Source organism: Streptomyces sp. NPDC087300, from assembly GCF_044744425.1.
Classification (GTDB): Bacteria; Actinomycetota; Actinomycetes; order Streptomycetales; family Streptomycetaceae; genus Streptomyces.
In genome coordinates this window covers 219662-234743 of sequence record NZ_JBIUYI010000002.1, presented here as the reverse complement: position 1 = coordinate 234743, position 15082 = coordinate 219662, and the positions used below count along the sequence as shown (strand labels likewise).

Below are 15082 nucleotides of genomic sequence, written 5' to 3'. Positions count from 1 at the left end.
GGCGCAGGCCCGGCGGTCAGCGGCGACGCAGGTCGGCGACCCGCGCGGAGCGCTCACCGGGCGGCTGCTCCCCGAGAAGCGCACTGCGCAGCTGCTGTCCAGGACCGGCCCCGTGGTTGCGACGCTGACCCGGCAGGGGCACGTCCCGGCGCGGCTGGCGCCCCGCCTGGACGGAATCGACACCGGGCCCGGCGCTAGGGCCTGCGGAGCCGCCCGCCACCGCGATCTGTACGCCCTGGTCGGCCAGGGCCTGCAGTTCGGTGGCGGCACGGTCGTCGTGCGCCGGCGGCTCGTCCGTGACCAGCCTGGTGATGACGTCCGTCGGCACCGTCTGGAACATCGTGTCGGTACCGAGCTTGGTGTGGTCGGCGAGGACCACGACCTCGGCCGCCGCCTGGACCAGCGCGCGGTCCACGCTCGCGGAGAGCATGTTGGACGTGGAGAGGCCGCGTTCGGCGGTCAGACCACTGCCCGAGAGGAAGGCCCTGGAGACCCGCAGCCCCTGGAGGGACTGCTCGGCCCCGCTGCCCACCAGCGCGTAGTTGGAGCCGCGCAGGGTGCCGCCGGTCATGACGACTTCGACCCGGTTGGCATGCGCCAGCGCCTGTGCCACCAGCAGTGAGTTGGTGACGACGGTCAGACCGGGTACCCGCGCGAGCCGTCGGGCCAGCTCCTGCGTGGTCGTACCCGCCCCGACGACGATGGCTTCGCCCTCTTCGACGAGTCCCGCCGCGAGATCGGCGATAGCCGTCTTCTCGGCGGTCGCGAGATGTGATTTCTGCGGAAAGCCGGACTCCCGCGTGAATCCGCCCGGCAATACCGCACCGCCATGTCGGCGGTCGAGGAGTCCTTCTGCCTCCAGCGCGCGCACGTCCCGCCGTACGGTCACTTCGGAGGTCTGGACGACGCGGGCGAGCTCACGGAGCGATACCGCTCCGTTGGCCCGCACCATTTCGAGGATCAATTGGCGACGTTCTGCAGCGAACACGAAACTGACAGTAACCCCAACGACCGTCTGCTTTCAGCAGTTTGCGCCGAATTACAGAAGTTGTTCGCACGGCAGGGTGGGAAGTGGTATAGGTGCCTACCCACTCCGCCTATGCCGCGAGAATGGGCGACAACAGTCCGTGACCTGCGAAGAGTTGAATCAGGCCGCCGCCCGGATCAGCCCTCGCCCGCCGTCTTCCGCGTGTGGAGTTGACGCGCGACCTCCGCGATCGACCCCGAAAGCGATGGGTACACGGTGAACGCATTCGCGATCTGCTCGACCGTCAGATTGTTGTCGACCGCGATCGAGATGGGATGGATCAGTTCCGAAGCGCGCGGCGCGACGACCACTCCGCCGACCACGATGCCCGTACCGGGACGGCAGAAGATCTTGACGAAACCGTCGCGGATGCCCTGCATCTTCGCGCGCGGATTGCGCAGCAGCGGCAGCTTCACCACGCGCGCGTCGATCTTGCCCGCGTCGACGTCGGCCTGGCTGTAGCCGACGGTCGCGATCTCCGGGTCGGTGAAGACGTTCGACGACACGGTCTTCAGGTTCAGCGGCGTCACCGCGTCGCCCAGGAAGTGGTACATCGCGATGCGCCCCTGCATCGCGGCGACGGACGCGAGCGCGAAGATCCCGGTCACGTCACCGGCCGCGTACACGCCCGGCGCGGACGTACGCGAGACCTTGTCGGTCCAGATGTGCCCGGAGTCCTTCAGCTTGACCCCGGCCTCCTCCAGGCCCATGCCGCTGCTGTTCGGGATGGCGCCGACCGCCATCAGGCAGTGCGTGCCGGAGATGACGCGGCCGTCGTCGAGCGTGACCTCGACCCGGTCGCCCACCCGCTTGGCGGAGGCGGCGCGCGAGCGGGACATGACGTTCATGCCGCGGCGCCGGAAGACGTCCTCCAGGACGGCGGCGGCGTCCGGGTCCTCACCCGGAAGCACCCGGTCACGACTGGACACGAGCGTGACGTTCGAACCGAGCGCCTGATAGGCACCGGCGAACTCGGCGCCGGTGACGCCCGAGCCGACCACGATGAGCTCCTCGGGGAGCTCGTCCAGGTCGTACACCTGCGTCCAGTTCAGGATCCGCTCGCCGTCGGGCTGCGCGTCGGGGACCTCGCGCGGGTGGCCGCCGGTGGCGATGAGCACGGCGTCGGCGACGAGGGTCTCCTCGCTGCCGTCGGCGGCGCGCACCACGACCTTGCGCGAGCCGTCGATGTCCTGCTGGCCCTCAAGACGGCCGCGGCCGCGCAGCACGCGGGCGCCCGCACGCGTGACGGACGCGGTGATGTCGTGGGACTGGGCCAGCGCGAGACGCTTCACACGGCGGTTGACCTTGCCCAGGTCGACGCCGACCACGCGCGCGGGACTGTCGATGTGCGGAGTGTCGTCCGCGACGATGATGCCCAGCTCCTCGTACGAAGAGTCGAAGGTCGTCATCACCTCGGCCGTGGCGATCAGAGTCTTCGACGGCACGCAGTCGGTGAGCACCGACGCCCCGCCAAGACCGTCGCAGTCCACGACGGTCACCTCCGCGCCGAGCTGGGCCGCCACGAGGGCCGCCTCGTATCCGCCGGGTCCGCCACCAATGATCACGATCCGAGTCACGTAACTCATTGTCCCGCACGCTTCAAGCTGCTTCGCCCCGGGGCCCTCCGTCCGTGGACCCGGCCCCTCTGTTACGGGAGAGGCCCAGGTCTCGCTGCCGTACCCTCGACCACATGTCGCTCTACGCCGCGTACGCCGGCAATCTGGATCCGCGGCTCATGTCACGCCGCGCCCCGCACTCACCGCTGCGCGCGACCGGCTGGCTCAACGGCCACCGGCTCACCTTCGGCGGGGAGCACATGGGATGGGAGGGCGCGCTCGCGACGATCGTCGAGGCACCGCGCTCCCAGGTCTTCGTCACGCTGTACGACATCGCGCCCATGGACGAGGACTCCATGGACCGGTGGGAGGGCGTGGGCCTGGACATCTACCGCCGCATGCGGGTCCGTGTGCACACCCTGGAGGGCGAGGAGCCCGCGTGGCTGTACGTCCTGAACGGGTACGAGGGCGGTCTGCCCTCGGCGCGTTACCTGGGCGAACTCGCGGACGCGGCGGAATCCGCGGGCGCGCCGCACGACTACGTGATGGAACTGCGCAAGCGTCCTTGCTAGCCGGGGGCTCGGAGCGGCCGGCCTCGCCGCTCCGCGGCTCCGGCCTCCGCCCACCGGAACCTCCAGGGACCACTCTCGTCGGAAACGACAAGACAACGATCGCAATCCCGTAAGCATCGTCATCTACGCGCGTAGGGCGTGACCGGCTACTCTCATCCGCGTGAACGCTTCAGTTATTCCGGACGACATCCAGGGCGACCCCTACGCCGCCGCCGACGCCGCCGCCGCGCGCCTGCGTGAGCTGACGGGCGCCGAGACCCACGACGTAGCCCTCGTGATGGGCTCCGGCTGGGCGCCGGCCGTCGACGCGCTCGGCGAGCCCGATGCCGAGTTCCCGGTCACCGAGCTGCCCGGCTTCCCGCCGCCGGCCGTCGCGGGCCACGGCGGCCGCATCCGCTCCTTCAAGGTCGGCGACAAGCGCGCCCTCGTCTTCCTGGGGCGCACCCACTACTACGAGGGCCGTGGCGTGGCCGCCGTCGCGCACGGTGTCCGCACCGCCGTGGCCGCCGGCTGCAAGACCATCGTGCTGACCAACGGCTGCGGCGGCCTGCGCGAGGGCATGCGCCCCGGCCAGCCGGTGCTGATCAGCGACCACCTCAACCTCACGGCGACGTCCCCGATCGTCGGCGCGAACTTCGTCGACCTGACGGACCTGTACTCGCCGCGGCTCCGGGCGCTCTGCAAAGAGATCGACCCGACCCTCGAGGAGGGCGTCTACGCGCAGTTCCCCGGCCCGCACTACGAGACCCCGGCGGAGATCCGCATGGCCCGCACCATCGGTGCGGACCTGGTCGGCATGTCCACGGTCCTCGAGGCGATCGCCGCACGCGAGGCCGGCGCGGAGGTGCTCGGCATCTCCCTCGTCACCAACCTCGCCGCGGGCATGACGGGCGAGCCGCTGAACCACGAGGAGGTCCTCCAGGCGGGCCGCGACAGCGCCACCCGCATGGGCGAGCTCCTCGGCAAGGTCCTCGGCCGCATCTGACCTCGCGGGAACGGTTCCCTCCGCGACGTGGCCGACGCCCCCGTCACCGCCCCTCGGCGACGGGGGCTGTGCCCACCCGTTCCGCCCTGCGGAACGCGTGCCCACAGCAGGCAGCCCCGCCCCACAACGAGACGGCACGAGACGACCCGCACACGAGAGGCTGAAGACACGTGCAGGACCACTCCGAACTCATCGCACGGGCCCAGGCATGGCTCGCCGAGGACCCGGACCCCGAGACCCGCGAAGAGCTCGCCAAGCTCATCGACGCCGACGCCACCGAAGAGCTGACGGCCCGCTTCAGCGGGACCCTCCAGTTCGGCACCGCCGGCCTCCGCGGCGAGCTCGGCGCCGGCCCCATGCGCATGAACCGCACCGTGGTCATCCGCGCCGCCGCCGGCCTCGCCGCGTACCTGAAGGCCCAGGGCGAGACCGACGGCCTCGTCGTGATCGGCTACGACGCCCGCCACAAGTCCGCCGACTTCGCCCGCGACACCGCCGCCGTGATGACCGGCGCCGGACTCCGGGCGGCGGTCCTCCCCCGCCCCCTCCCCACCCCCGTGCTCGCCTTCGCCATAAGGCACCTCGGCGCGGTCGCGGGCGTGGAGGTCACCGCGAGCCACAACCCCCCGCGCGACAACGGCTACAAGGTCTACCTCGGCGACGGCTCCCAGATCGTCCCGCCCGCCGACGCGGAGATCGCCGAGCAGATCGACGCGATCGCGAGCCTGCACGACGTACCCCGCCCCGAGACCGGCTGGGAAATCCTCTCCGAGGACGTCCTGGAGGCCTATCTGGCGCGCACGGACGCCGTCCTGGCACCGGACTCCCCCCGCACCGCCCGCGCCGTCTACACGGCGATGCACGGCGTCGGCAAGGACACCCTCCTCGCGGCGTTCGCACGCGCCGGGTTCCCCGCGCCGACGCTCGTCGCCGAACAGGCCGAGCCCGACCCGGACTTCCCGACGGTCGCGTTCCCGAACCCGGAGGAGCCGGGCGCGATGGACCTGTCCTTCGCGACGGCGGCCCGCACCACCCCGGCCCCGGACCTGATCATCGCCAACGACCCGGACGCGGACCGCTGCGCCGCGGCCGTCGAGGACGGCGCGGACTGGCGGATGCTCCGCGGCGACGAGGTGGGCGCGCTGCTGGCCGCGCACCTGGTCAGGCGCGGCGCCCGCGGCACCTTCGCGGAGTCGATCGTCTCGTCGTCGCTGCTCGGCAGGATCGCGGAGAAGGCGGGCCTCGGGTACGAGGAGACCCTGACCGGCTTCAAGTGGATCGCCCGCGTGGACGGCCTGCGCTACGGCTACGAAGAGGCGCTCGGCTACTGCGTGGACCCCGAGGGCGTACGCGACAAGGACGGCATCACGGCGGCGCTGCTGCTCACCGAGCTGGCGTCCGAGCTCAAGGAGGAGGGCCGCACGTTCCTCGACCTCCTCGACGACCTGGCCCTGGAGCACGGGCTGCACGCCACCGACCAGCTGTCGGTCCGCGTGGAGGACCTGTCCCTGATCGCGGACGCGATGCGCCGCCTGCGCGAGCAGCCGCCGACGGAGCTCGCGAGCCTGCGGGTCACCGAGGCGGAGGACCTGACGCGGGGCACGGACAAGCTGCCGCCCACGGACGGCCTGCGCTACACGCTGGAGGGCGCCCGGGTGATCGTCCGCCCGAGCGGCACCGAGCCGAAGCTCAAGTGCTACCTGGAGGTGGTCGTCCCGGTGCCCGCGCGCCAGGACCTGCCCGCGGCGCGCGCCAGGGCGACGGAACTGCTCGCCGCGATCAAGCGGGACCTCTCCGCGGCGGCGGGCATCTGAAGGAGCGCGCCCCCGCACGGGGCAGCGCCCGAACCCGTGGCGGAGCCACCCGCGCGAGTGGTTCCACTACGGCAGCTGACGCAGTGATCCGGTGCGCTGCCGGTCCCCCAGGAAGGGTCGACCGGTAGCGCACGATCACGTTCCGGGAGCTGCCGCAGTGCCGTACGGACCGATCTCACCGACCGCCGCCCCGTCCCGGGTCCCGGCATCCCGGCGCCCCCGCAACGCCGCACGCCCGTCCCAGGCCCTGCGCGCCCGCGCGGCCCGCGCCCTGCGCCACGCCGCCCCCGCGCTCCTCGCGTACGCGGCCGTGCGCGGCCTGGGCCTGCTGGTGTTCGCGGCGTGGGCGCACCACAAGCACCGCGGGGTCCGTCACCTGCTGATGGAGTCGTGGGACTGCGACTGGTATCTGAAGATCGCGGAGCACGGCTACGCGCAGACGCTCGGCACCCACTTCGACGCGAACAACCTCGCGTTCTTCCCGCTGCTCCCGTCCCTGATCAGGGCGGGCGAGACGGTCGCGCCCGGCCTGCCGCGCGGCGCCGTGGGCCTGGCGGTCGCGCTGGTCTGCTCGTTCGCCGCGGCGTGGGGGATCTTCGCGGTGGGCGACCGGCTGTACGGCCGCAGGGCGGGCGTCGTCCTCGCGGTGCTGTGGGGCAGCCTGCCGGTGGCGCTGGTGCAGTGGATGGGCTACACCGAGTCGCTGTTCACGGCGCTCACGGCGTGGTCGCTGTACGCCGTGCTCACGGGCCGCTGGCTGTGGGCGGGCTCCCTGGCGGCGCTGGCGGGCCTGACGCGCCCCACCGGCGTCGCCCTGGCGGCCGCGGTGTCCCTGACGGCGCTGCTCTCCCTGCGCCGCGCCCCCTTCGCCGTACGCCCGCTGCTCGGCGCGCTGCTCGCACCCCTCGGCTGGCTCTCGTACGTCGGGTGGGTGGGCCTGCGCCTGGGCCGCTGGGACGGCTACTTCGCCGTGCAGAAGCTGTGGCACAACGAGTGGGACGGCGGCGTCGAGACGCTGCGCCGTATGCACGCGCTGTTCGTGATCGAGCGGCCGCAGCTGTTCCTGGCGATGGTGACGGCGGTGCTGCTCGGCTCGGTGGTCCTCTACGCGCTCTCGGCGGCCGACCGCCAGCCGCTGCCGCTGCTGGTCTTCACCGGCCTGCTCCTGCTGATCGTGCTCGGCAGCAGCGGCGTCTACTTCCCGCGGGCGCGCTTCCTGCTCCCCGGCTTCCCGCTGCTGCTGCCGGTCGCGGTGGCGCTGGCACGGGCGCGCACGCACGTGCTGGTGACGGCGCTGACGGCGGCGGCACTGATGTCGGCGGCGTTCGGCGGCCACATGCTCCTGGCGTGGCTGGGGCCTCCGTAGGCCCCGGGTACGGCGACCGGCTCAGGTCACCGCGAGCAGCACGACGAGCAGCACGGCTCCCACGAGGGCCGGGGCGAGGATCTCGTACGCCCAGCGCACCACCGGCTCCCCCTGCGCCGACTCGACGTCGGCCTGCCGCTCGGCGAGGTCGCGGAGCTGGTCCATGGACTGGTCGCCCGTGGACCGCGCGGGCCGCGCCGAGGGGTCGAGGAAGGGCTTGCCGCTCGTCGGGTCACCGGCCGCCACGGCCTGCGACTGCCTGCGCGCGGCCTTCTTCCGGCCGCGCAGCGAGACGGGGATCGCCCAGAGCTGGAACTTGGTGCCGTCGTTGGTGAGGACCTCGTTGGAGTACCCGGAGCGGAGCGTGGCGACGGACGCCCAGGGCAGCGTGATGCTCCGGAAGGGATTGCGGACGCGCAGCCGGTCGTCGTTGGCGTAGACGCAGGGGCGCACCGTGTACGCGACGACCAGCGGCACCGCGAGCAGCAGTCCGGCGACCGCGAGCCACGGGGTGCGCCCCTCGCCCCGGATGACGGCGTCGACACCGAGCCAGGCGCCCAGGGCGAGCAGCAGGACACCACCGGCGATACCGGCAGGGGACCGGAAGGTGCGGTCCTGATACGCGGGCTCCACCACAGGCTTCTGAGGATCGCTCATACCCTGATTCTGCCTGACCCCCCACGCAGCCCCCTCTGGGGCCTCCCCCACGCCGACGCCACCAAGTCACAGGGCCCGCGACGAAGGCAGCAACTGATAGGGGCGCGGGGAACCGCGCGACCAGCCCCGCACGGCACGAGCCCAACGCCCAGACCCACCCCGGAGCAGACCCACCCGCCCCGAGCCCCCTGTACAGCCGCTACGCGCGTAGATATGCTCCCCTCGTGACCATGCCCACTGCATTCGCTGACGTGACCGCGTCCGACAGCACGCTCCGCCGCTTCCTCCACGGGCTGCCCGGCGTCGACGCGGTCGGCCTGGAGGCGCGTGCCGCCTCGCTCGGTACCCGTTCGATCAAGACCACGGCCAAGGCGTACGCCATCGACCTGGCCATCTCGATGATCGACCTGACCACCCTGGAGGGTGCGGACACCCCGGGCAAGGTCCGGGCGCTCGGCGCCAAGGCCGTCCACCCGGACCCGACCGACCGCGGCACCCCGCGCACCGCCGCCGTCTGCGTCTATCCGGACATGGTGGCCACCGCCAAGGAGGCCGTAGCGGGCAGCGGGGTCCTTGTCGCGTCCGTCGCGACCGCCTTCCCCGCGGGCCGCGCCGCCATCGACGTGAAGCTCGGCGACGTGCGCGAGGCCGTCGCGGCCGGCGCCGACGAGATCGACATGGTCATCGACAGGGGCGCGTTCCTCTCCGGCGACTACATGACGGTGTTCGAGCAGATCCGCGCCGTGAAGGAGGCCTGCGGCACCGCCCGCCTGAAGGTCATCTTCGAGACCGGCGAGCTCTCGACGTACGACAACATCAAGCGCGCCAGCTGGATCGGCATGATCGCCGGCGCCGACTTCATCAAGACCTCGACCGGCAAGGTCGGCGTCAACGCCACCCCGGCCAACACGCTCCTGATGCTGGAGGCCGTCCGCGACTTCCGCGCGCAGACGGGCGTCCAGATCGGGGTGAAGCCCGCGGGCGGCATCCGTTCGACCAAGGACGCGGTGAAGTTCCTCGTCCTGGTGAACGAGACGGCGGGGCCCGACTGGCTGGACAACCACTGGTTCCGCTTCGGCGCCTCCTCGCTCCTCAACGACCTGCTGATGCAGCGTCAGAAGCTGGCCACCGGCCGCTACTCCGGCCCCGACTACGTCACGGTGGACTGACCCATGACTTTCGAGTACGCACCCGCACCCGAGTCCCGCTCGGTCGTCGACATCGCCCCGTCGTACGGCCTGTTCATCGACGGCGAGTTCACCGAGGCCGCCGACGGCAAGGTCTTCAAGACGGTCTCCCCGTCGACCGAAGAGGTCCTCTCCGAAGTCGCGCGGGCCTCCTCCGAAGACGTCGACCGCGCGGTGAAGGCCGCCCGCAAGGCGTTCGAGAAGTGGTCGGCCCTGCCGGGCGCCGAGCGCGCCAAGTACCTCTTCCGGATCGCCAGGATCATCCAGGAGCGCAGCCGCGAACTGGCCGTCCTGGAGACCCTCGACAACGGAAAGCCCATCAAGGAGACCCGCGACGCGGACCTCCCGCTGGTCGCCGCGCACTTCTTCTACTACGCGGGCTGGGCCGACAAGCTCGACCACGCGGGGTACGGCCCGAACCCGGCGCCGCTCGGCGTCGCGGGCCAGGTCATCCCGTGGAACTTCCCGCTCCTGATGCTGGCCTGGAAGATCGCCCCGGCGCTCGCCACCGGCAACACGGTCGTCCTGAAGCCCGCCGAGACCACCCCCCTGAGCGCCCTGTTCTTCGCGGACATCTGCCGCCAGGCCGGTCTGCCCAAGGGTGTCGTCAACATCCTTCCCGGGTACGGCGACGCGGGCGCGGCCCTCACGGCCCACCCGGACGTGAACAAGGTGGCCTTCACCGGCTCCACCGCCGTCGGCAAGCAGATCGCCCGCACCGTCGCGGGCACCGACAAGAAGGTCACGCTCGAACTGGGCGGCAAGGGCGCGAACATCGTCTTCGACGACGCCCCCATCGACCAGGCGGTCGAGGGCATCGTCACCGGCATCTTCTTCAACCAGGGCCAGGTCTGCTGCGCCGGTTCGCGCCTGCTCGTACAGGAGTCGATCCAGGACGAGCTGCTGGATTCCCTGAAGCGGCGGCTCTCCACCCTCCGCCTGGGCGACCCGCTCGACAAGAACACCGACATCGGCGCGATCAACTCCGCCGAGCAGCTCGCCCGCATCACCGCGCTCGCCGAGACCGGTGAGGCGGAGGGCGCCGAGCGCTGGTCGGCGCCGTGCGAACTGCCGTCCGCAGGCTACTGGTTCGCGCCGACGCTGTTCACGAACGTGACGCAGGCGCACACCGTCGCCCGCGACGAGATCTTCGGCCCGGTCCTCTCGGTGCTCTCCTTCCGTACGCCGGACGAGGCCGTCGCCAAGGCCAACAACACGCAGTACGGCCTCTCGGCGGGCATCTGGACGGAGAAGGGCTCGCGCATCCTCGCGGTCGCGAACAAGCTGCGCGCGGGCGTCGTCTGGGCCAACACATTCAACAAGTTCGACCCGACCTCGCCGTTCGGCGGCTACAAGGAGTCGGGCTTCGGCCGCGAGGGCGGCCGCCACGGCCTGGAGGCGTACCTCGCCCCGTCGAGCCCGAAGGGCGAGCGATAAAGATGGCAGTTGACCGACTCAGTGTCTTCAAGACCTACAAGCTGTACGTCGGCGGGAAGTTCCCGCGTTCCGAGAGCGGCCGGGTGTACGAAGTGCAGGACAGCAAGGGCAAGTGGCTGGCCAACGCACCGCTGTCGTCCCGCAAGGACGCGCGTGACGCGGTCGTGGCCGCCCGCAAGGCGCAGGGCGGCTGGGCCGGCGCGACCGCGTACAACCGCGGCCAGGTGCTCTACCGCGTCGCCGAGATGCTGGAGGGCCGCCGCGAGCAGTTCGTGCGCGAGGTGGCCGACGCGGAGGGCCTGTCCAAGTCCAAGGCGGCGGCCGTCGTGGACGCGGCGATCGACCGCTGGGTCTGGTACGCGGGCTGGACGGACAAGATCGCCCAGGTCGTGGGCGGCGCCAACCCGGTCGCGGGCCCGTTCTTCAACCTGTCGACGCCGGAGCCGACCGGTGTGGTCGCGGTGCTCGCCCCGCAGGAGTCCTCGTTCCTGGGCCTGGTCTCGGTGATCGCCCCGGTGATCGCGACGGGCAACACGGCCGTCGTGATCGCCTCGGAGGAGGCGCCGCTGCCCGCGCTCTCGCTGGGTGAGGTCCTCGCGACCTCGGACGTGCCGGGCGGTGTGGTCAACATCCTCACCGGCAGGACCGCCGAGATCGCGGCGCCGCTCGCCGCGCACCAGGACGTCAACGCCATCGACCTCACGGGGGCGGGCGCGGAGCTGGCCCGCGATCTGGAGATCGCGGCCGCGGACAACCTCAAGCGCGTGCTGCGTCCACAGCCTGTGGACTTCTCGGCCGATCCGGGTACGCACCGCCTGACGGCCTTCCTGGAGACGAAGACGGTCTGGCACCCGACGGGGTCGCTGGGCGCGTCGGGCTCGGCCTACTAGCCGCTCCCCCGCATCGGAGCCCCGGCTTCCGCCGTCCAGGAGGCCGGGGCTCCGGTCATTCCTGCTCTTCGATGCCGAGCCGCACCGCGATGCCGTCCAGGACGCAGTCGAGCCCCGTCTCGAACTGCCAGGCGGCGTCGTCCTTGCGGCCCGCCGCGAGGGCGTAGCGCTGGTAGGCCGGGTAACGCCCGGTGTTCATCAGGTACATCATCTGCGGCGCGAGTCCTTGGCGCGTCTCGTCGCCGCTGGTCCAGCCGTTGTGCTCCATGTACTGGCGCAGCGCCACCTCCGACTGGCTGACGCCGTGCACATAGGCGCCCACGGTGCGGAAGGCCGTCATGGCCGTGTCGGCGTCGAGGCCGCGCCGCTCCAGGGCCGCCAACTGCCGTTCGGCCACGGCCATCCGGTTCGGCGTCAGGGCGAAGTGCGGCGTGGGGAGCTGGGCGAGCCAGGGGTGCGCCAGCATCAGCTGACGGCTGCCGACGGCGTACGCGCGCAGCACCTCGCGCCAGCCGGTCAGGTCCTCGGGGACGACGGTCTCGGCCGTGACCCGGTCGACCATCAGCGCCCACAGGTCGTCCTTGCCCGAGACGTGGCGGTACGCCGCCATGGGCGCGACGCCCAGCTCGGTGGCGAGGCGGCGCATGGTGACGGCCGCGAAGCCCTCGGCGTCGGCGACCTTCACCGCGACCGCCGCGATCTTCTGCGGCGTCAGCGCGGCACGCTGCGTGGCCGCGGGGCGGTCCAGACGTTCCCAGAGCGAGACCTCGGGCTCGCCCTTCTTCTGTGTGGCCATGCGTACACCGTATCCCCTGTGGACGCCGTACACATCGATGTGTACGTTGTACGCGTTCGATACGCCGTACACATTCCAGGGGGACACCCATGTCCGCAACCACCACGGCCCCGGCCGCGCTCCGCGTCGCCGTCCTCGTCGGCTCCACCCGCGAGGGCCGCTTCGCACCCGTCGTCGCCGAGTGGATCAGGGGCCACGCCGGCCAGCGCGCCGACATGAGCGTCGACGTCGTCGACCTCACGGAGACCCCGCTGCCCACGGTCCTGCCCGACTTCGGCCAGGCGCCGCCCGCCGCCACCACCGAGGCCCTCGCCCTGGTCTCACCGCGCCTCGCGGCGGCCGACGCGTTCGTGTTCGTCACCCCGGAGTACAACCACAGCTTCCCGGCGTCCCTGAAGAACGCCGTCGACTGGCACAACGAGCAGTGGCACGCCAAGCCGATCGGCTTCGTCTCCTACGGCGGCCTCTCGGGCGGCCTGCGCGCCGTCGAGCAACTCCGCCCGGTCATGGCCGAGTTGAACGCGACGACCATCCGCAACACGGTCAGCCTGCACCACGTCTGGGGCCTGTTCGACGAGGACGGGGCGATGAAGGACCCGGAGAGCGACGCCGCGGCCAAGTCGATGCTCGGCCAGCTCGCCTGGTGGGCCGAGGCCCTGCGTAGCGCCAGGAACGCCCGCCCGTACGCCGCCTGACGTCACGTCATACACCTCGGGGAAGCCATGAATCAGCGCACGGAGGAAGCACCCCCGCCCCGCTCGGCCGAGGCGACGGCCCCCGCGCAGGCGCCGCCGCCGTCCCGCCTCGTCATCCTGGGGCTGCTGCTCGGCATCATCCTGGCGACGCTCGACGGCACGATCGTCGGCACCGCGCTCCCGACGATCGTCGGTGACCTCGGCGGCCTCGACCACTTCTCCTGGGTGGTGACGGCCTATCTGCTCACCGCCGCCGTCTCCACCCCCATCTGGGGCAAGGCCGGTGACCTCTACGGCCGCAAGGGCGGCTATCTGGCCTCGATCGCGGCCTTCCTCATCGGGTCCGTGCTCTGCGGACTCGCCCAGGACATCGGCCAGTTGATCGCGTTCCGGGCGCTCCAGGGGCTCGGCGCGGGCGGCCTGTTCGTCGGCGCGCTCTCCCTCATCGGGACGCTCCTGCCGCCCGCGCAGGCCGGCCGCTCACAGTCCATGATCGGCGTACTGCTGCCCGCCGCCATGATCGGCGGCCCGCTGCTCGGCGGCTTCCTCACCGACCAGCTGGACTGGCGCTGGGTCTTCTACGTCAACGTGCCCGTCGGCGCGGCGGCCCTCCTGATCGTCGGCCTGCTCGTCCGGCTGCCCGGCACGCGCAGCACCGCCCGCATCGACTACGCGGGCACCGCGCTCCTGACCGCGGCCACCCTGGCGCTCACGCTGCTCGGGACCTGGGGCGGCACGACGTACGACTGGCTCTCCCCGCAGATCCTGGGCCTCGCCCTGGTCACCGTCGGCGCGCTCGCCGCCTTCGTCCGCGTGGAGCTGCGCGCGCCCGAACCGATCGTCCCGCCACGGCTGTTCCGCGACCGCAACTTCACGCTCGCCCAGGTGCTGACCTTCCTCGCGGGCGCGGCGATGCTGGGGGCGGCGAGCTATCTGCCGCAGTACATGCAGTTCGTGCGCGGCATGACCTCCACCGGGAGCGGCCTGCTGCTGCTCCCGCTGATGCTGGGCATGATGGGCGCCCAGCTGTACATAGGACGCGCGGTCGGCAACGGGGGTACCTACCGCGCGTATCCGATCGTCGGCGGCGCACTCGCGTCGGCGGGCGCCCTCGCCCTGCTCACGGTCGGCGTGGACACCGCCACGGCGGTCACCTCCGCACTGACCTTCGCGCTCGGCGCGGGTCTCGGCTGCCTGACGCAGCCGGCCCTGCTGATCACCATGAACAGCGCCGAGCCGCGCGACATGGGCGCGGCGAGCGGCACCAGCACGCTGCTGCGCACCGTCGGCGGTTCACTGGGCGTCGCCGTGCTCGGCTCGGTGTACACCGGCCGCCTGACCGGCACCCTCACCGACCGGCTCGGCCCGGACGGCGGGCGCGTCGCCGACGGCCACCGGATGACGCCCACGGCCCTCGACGCCCTGCCCGAGCCGGTGCGGGACGCCTTCCGCGCCGGTGTCACGGGCGGGCTGCACGGCGTCATGATCGGTACGGCGGCGCTGTGCGCCGTGACCTTCGCGGCGGCCTGGCTGATCCGCGAGGTGCCGCTGCGGACGGCCGACTAACCGGGCAGCAGCCCCGTCGCGGGACCGACCACCGGCAGGTCCTGGAGGGCGGCGCCCTCGGTGAGCGGCGCGGTGACGGGCGCCGTGCTGACCGGCTTGAAGTCGGCGACCTGGGTGCCGAGCGAGTTGTCGAGCGGGTCGACGCCGGTACCGGCCAGCGGGTTGAGCCGCAGGGCCTTGGCGGGGCCGAGGCCGCCCGCCGTCGAACGCTGCACCGCCTGGAGGACCGCCTGCCCCGGCGCCCCCGCGTCGACGTCGCCCACGGGCGTGGCGAAGCCGGGCCCCTGCGGCGCCGGCGCCGGCTCCACCGCGCTCGCGCTCGCCGCGCCTCCCGCGCCGAGCGCGGCGCCCGCCGCGGTGAGGGTCAGACCCAGCCGCAGCAGGGCGCGGGAGCCGGGACGCGGGGAGTTGGATGCTGTGTTTCGTGCCATGGGTACCGCCCATATCCGTACGTGGTGGGTGATCGAGCGCACACGTAGCGTAGTTGAGGCGGGCGTCGGCGCCCAAAGCCGACCCGCGTCACGGACGGGTGGG

At 72.1% G+C, this 15082-nt stretch carries 14 protein-coding genes; 9 read left to right on the top strand and 5 right to left on the bottom strand.

Annotation, left to right across the window (positions count from 1 at the left end):
- Positions 1–16: 16 nt before the first annotated feature.
- On the bottom strand, positions 17–988 hold the full coding sequence (locus ACIO9J_RS06645; protein WP_401993614.1) for a DeoR/GlpR family DNA-binding transcription regulator: 972 nt from the start codon (positions 986–988) through the stop codon (positions 17–19).
- A 176-nt stretch (positions 989–1164) separates the two neighbouring features.
- Positions 1165–2613, bottom strand: a complete 1449-nt coding sequence (locus tag ACIO9J_RS06640) for an NAD(P)H-quinone dehydrogenase (protein WP_401993612.1) — start codon at positions 2611–2613, stop codon at positions 1165–1167.
- A 104-nt stretch (positions 2614–2717) separates the two neighbouring features.
- Between ACIO9J_RS06640 and ACIO9J_RS06635 the strand changes: the two genes are divergently transcribed.
- From ACIO9J_RS06635 to ACIO9J_RS06620, 4 genes are all read left to right on the top strand, one after another.
- Positions 2718–3155, top strand: coding sequence for a gamma-glutamylcyclotransferase (locus tag ACIO9J_RS06635; RefSeq protein ID WP_401993609.1), 438 nt, complete (start codon positions 2718–2720; stop codon positions 3153–3155).
- A 160-nt stretch (positions 3156–3315) separates the two neighbouring features.
- Positions 3316–4140 carry a purine-nucleoside phosphorylase gene (locus ACIO9J_RS06630; protein ID WP_401993606.1) on the top strand — a complete coding sequence of 275 codons (825 nt, stop codon included), beginning with the start codon at positions 3316–3318 and terminating at the stop codon, positions 4138–4140.
- A gap of 170 nt (positions 4141–4310) precedes the next feature.
- Positions 4311–5954: a phospho-sugar mutase gene (locus ACIO9J_RS06625; protein ID WP_401993603.1), complete on the top strand. Its 1644-nt coding sequence runs from the start codon at positions 4311–4313 to the stop codon at positions 5952–5954.
- 157 nt (positions 5955–6111) lie between these two features.
- On the top strand, positions 6112–7320 hold the full coding sequence (locus tag ACIO9J_RS06620) for a hypothetical protein (RefSeq protein ID WP_401993600.1): 1209 nt from the start codon (positions 6112–6114) through the stop codon (positions 7318–7320).
- A gap of 21 nt (positions 7321–7341) precedes the next feature.
- On the opposite strand, the gene ACIO9J_RS06615 is transcribed toward ACIO9J_RS06620, so the two are convergent.
- On the bottom strand, positions 7342–7977 hold the full coding sequence (locus tag ACIO9J_RS06615; protein WP_401993597.1) for a PH domain-containing protein: 636 nt from the start codon (positions 7975–7977) through the stop codon (positions 7342–7344).
- 230 nt (positions 7978–8207) lie between these two features.
- Here ACIO9J_RS06615 and deoC point away from each other — a divergent pair, with 230 nt between their 5' ends.
- The 3 genes from deoC to ACIO9J_RS06600 are packed head-to-tail and all read left to right on the top strand — an operon-like array spanning position 8208 to position 11491.
- Positions 8208–9146 (top strand): deoxyribose-phosphate aldolase, encoded by a 939-nt coding sequence (gene deoC, locus ACIO9J_RS06610; protein WP_401993594.1) that lies wholly within the window; start codon positions 8208–8210, stop codon positions 9144–9146.
- 3 nt (positions 9147–9149) lie between these two features.
- Positions 9150–10601, top strand: a complete 1452-nt coding sequence (locus ACIO9J_RS06605) for an aldehyde dehydrogenase family protein (RefSeq protein ID WP_401993591.1) — start codon at positions 9150–9152, stop codon at positions 10599–10601.
- Positions 10602–10603: 2 nt separating this feature from the next.
- Positions 10604–11491 carry an aldehyde dehydrogenase family protein gene (locus ACIO9J_RS06600; RefSeq protein ID WP_401993588.1) on the top strand — a complete coding sequence of 296 codons (888 nt, stop codon included), beginning with the start codon at positions 10604–10606 and terminating at the stop codon, positions 11489–11491.
- A gap of 55 nt (positions 11492–11546) precedes the next feature.
- Here the strand turns inward: ACIO9J_RS06600 and ACIO9J_RS06595 are convergent, their stop codons facing one another.
- Positions 11547–12287, bottom strand: a complete 741-nt coding sequence (locus ACIO9J_RS06595) for a TetR/AcrR family transcriptional regulator (protein ID WP_401993585.1) — start codon at positions 12285–12287, stop codon at positions 11547–11549.
- Between the two features lie 89 nt (positions 12288–12376).
- Between ACIO9J_RS06595 and ACIO9J_RS06590 the strand changes: the two genes are divergently transcribed.
- Positions 12377–12982: an NADPH-dependent FMN reductase gene (locus ACIO9J_RS06590; RefSeq protein ID WP_401993582.1), complete on the top strand. Its 606-nt coding sequence runs from the start codon at positions 12377–12379 to the stop codon at positions 12980–12982.
- Positions 12983–13009: 27 nt separating this feature from the next.
- Positions 13010–14548: a DHA2 family efflux MFS transporter permease subunit gene (locus tag ACIO9J_RS06585; protein WP_401993579.1), complete on the top strand. Its 1539-nt coding sequence runs from the start codon at positions 13010–13012 to the stop codon at positions 14546–14548.
- Here the strand turns inward: ACIO9J_RS06585 and ACIO9J_RS06580 are convergent.
- Entirely contained in the window at positions 14545–14979 is a 435-nt protein-coding gene (locus ACIO9J_RS06580) for a hypothetical protein (RefSeq protein WP_401993576.1), read from the bottom strand. The genes ACIO9J_RS06585 and ACIO9J_RS06580 overlap by 4 nt on opposite strands.
- Positions 14980–15082 lie beyond the last annotated feature (103 nt).

Coding starts and splice junctions, on each gene's coding strand:
- ACIO9J_RS06640 (WP_401993612.1), bottom strand. CDS start 2,613: ATGAGTTACGTGACTCGGATCGTGATCATTGGTGGCGGACCCGGCGGA.
- ACIO9J_RS06635 (WP_401993609.1), top strand. CDS start 2,718: ATGTCGCTCTACGCCGCGTACGCCGGCAATCTGGATCCGCGGCTCATG.
- ACIO9J_RS06615 (WP_401993597.1), bottom strand. CDS start 7,977: ATGAGCGATCCTCAGAAGCCTGTGGTGGAGCCCGCGTATCAGGACCGC.
- deoC (WP_401993594.1), top strand. CDS start 8,208: ATGCCCACTGCATTCGCTGACGTGACCGCGTCCGACAGCACGCTCCGC.
- ACIO9J_RS06605 (WP_401993591.1), top strand. CDS start 9,150: ATGACTTTCGAGTACGCACCCGCACCCGAGTCCCGCTCGGTCGTCGAC.
- ACIO9J_RS06600 (WP_401993588.1), top strand. CDS start 10,604: ATGGCAGTTGACCGACTCAGTGTCTTCAAGACCTACAAGCTGTACGTC.
- ACIO9J_RS06595 (WP_401993585.1), bottom strand. CDS start 12,287: ATGGCCACACAGAAGAAGGGCGAGCCCGAGGTCTCGCTCTGGGAACGT.
- ACIO9J_RS06590 (WP_401993582.1), top strand. CDS start 12,377: ATGTCCGCAACCACCACGGCCCCGGCCGCGCTCCGCGTCGCCGTCCTC.
- ACIO9J_RS06585 (WP_401993579.1), top strand. CDS start 13,010: ATGAATCAGCGCACGGAGGAAGCACCCCCGCCCCGCTCGGCCGAGGCG.
- ACIO9J_RS06580 (WP_401993576.1), bottom strand. CDS start 14,979: ATGGCACGAAACACAGCATCCAACTCCCCGCGTCCCGGCTCCCGCGCC.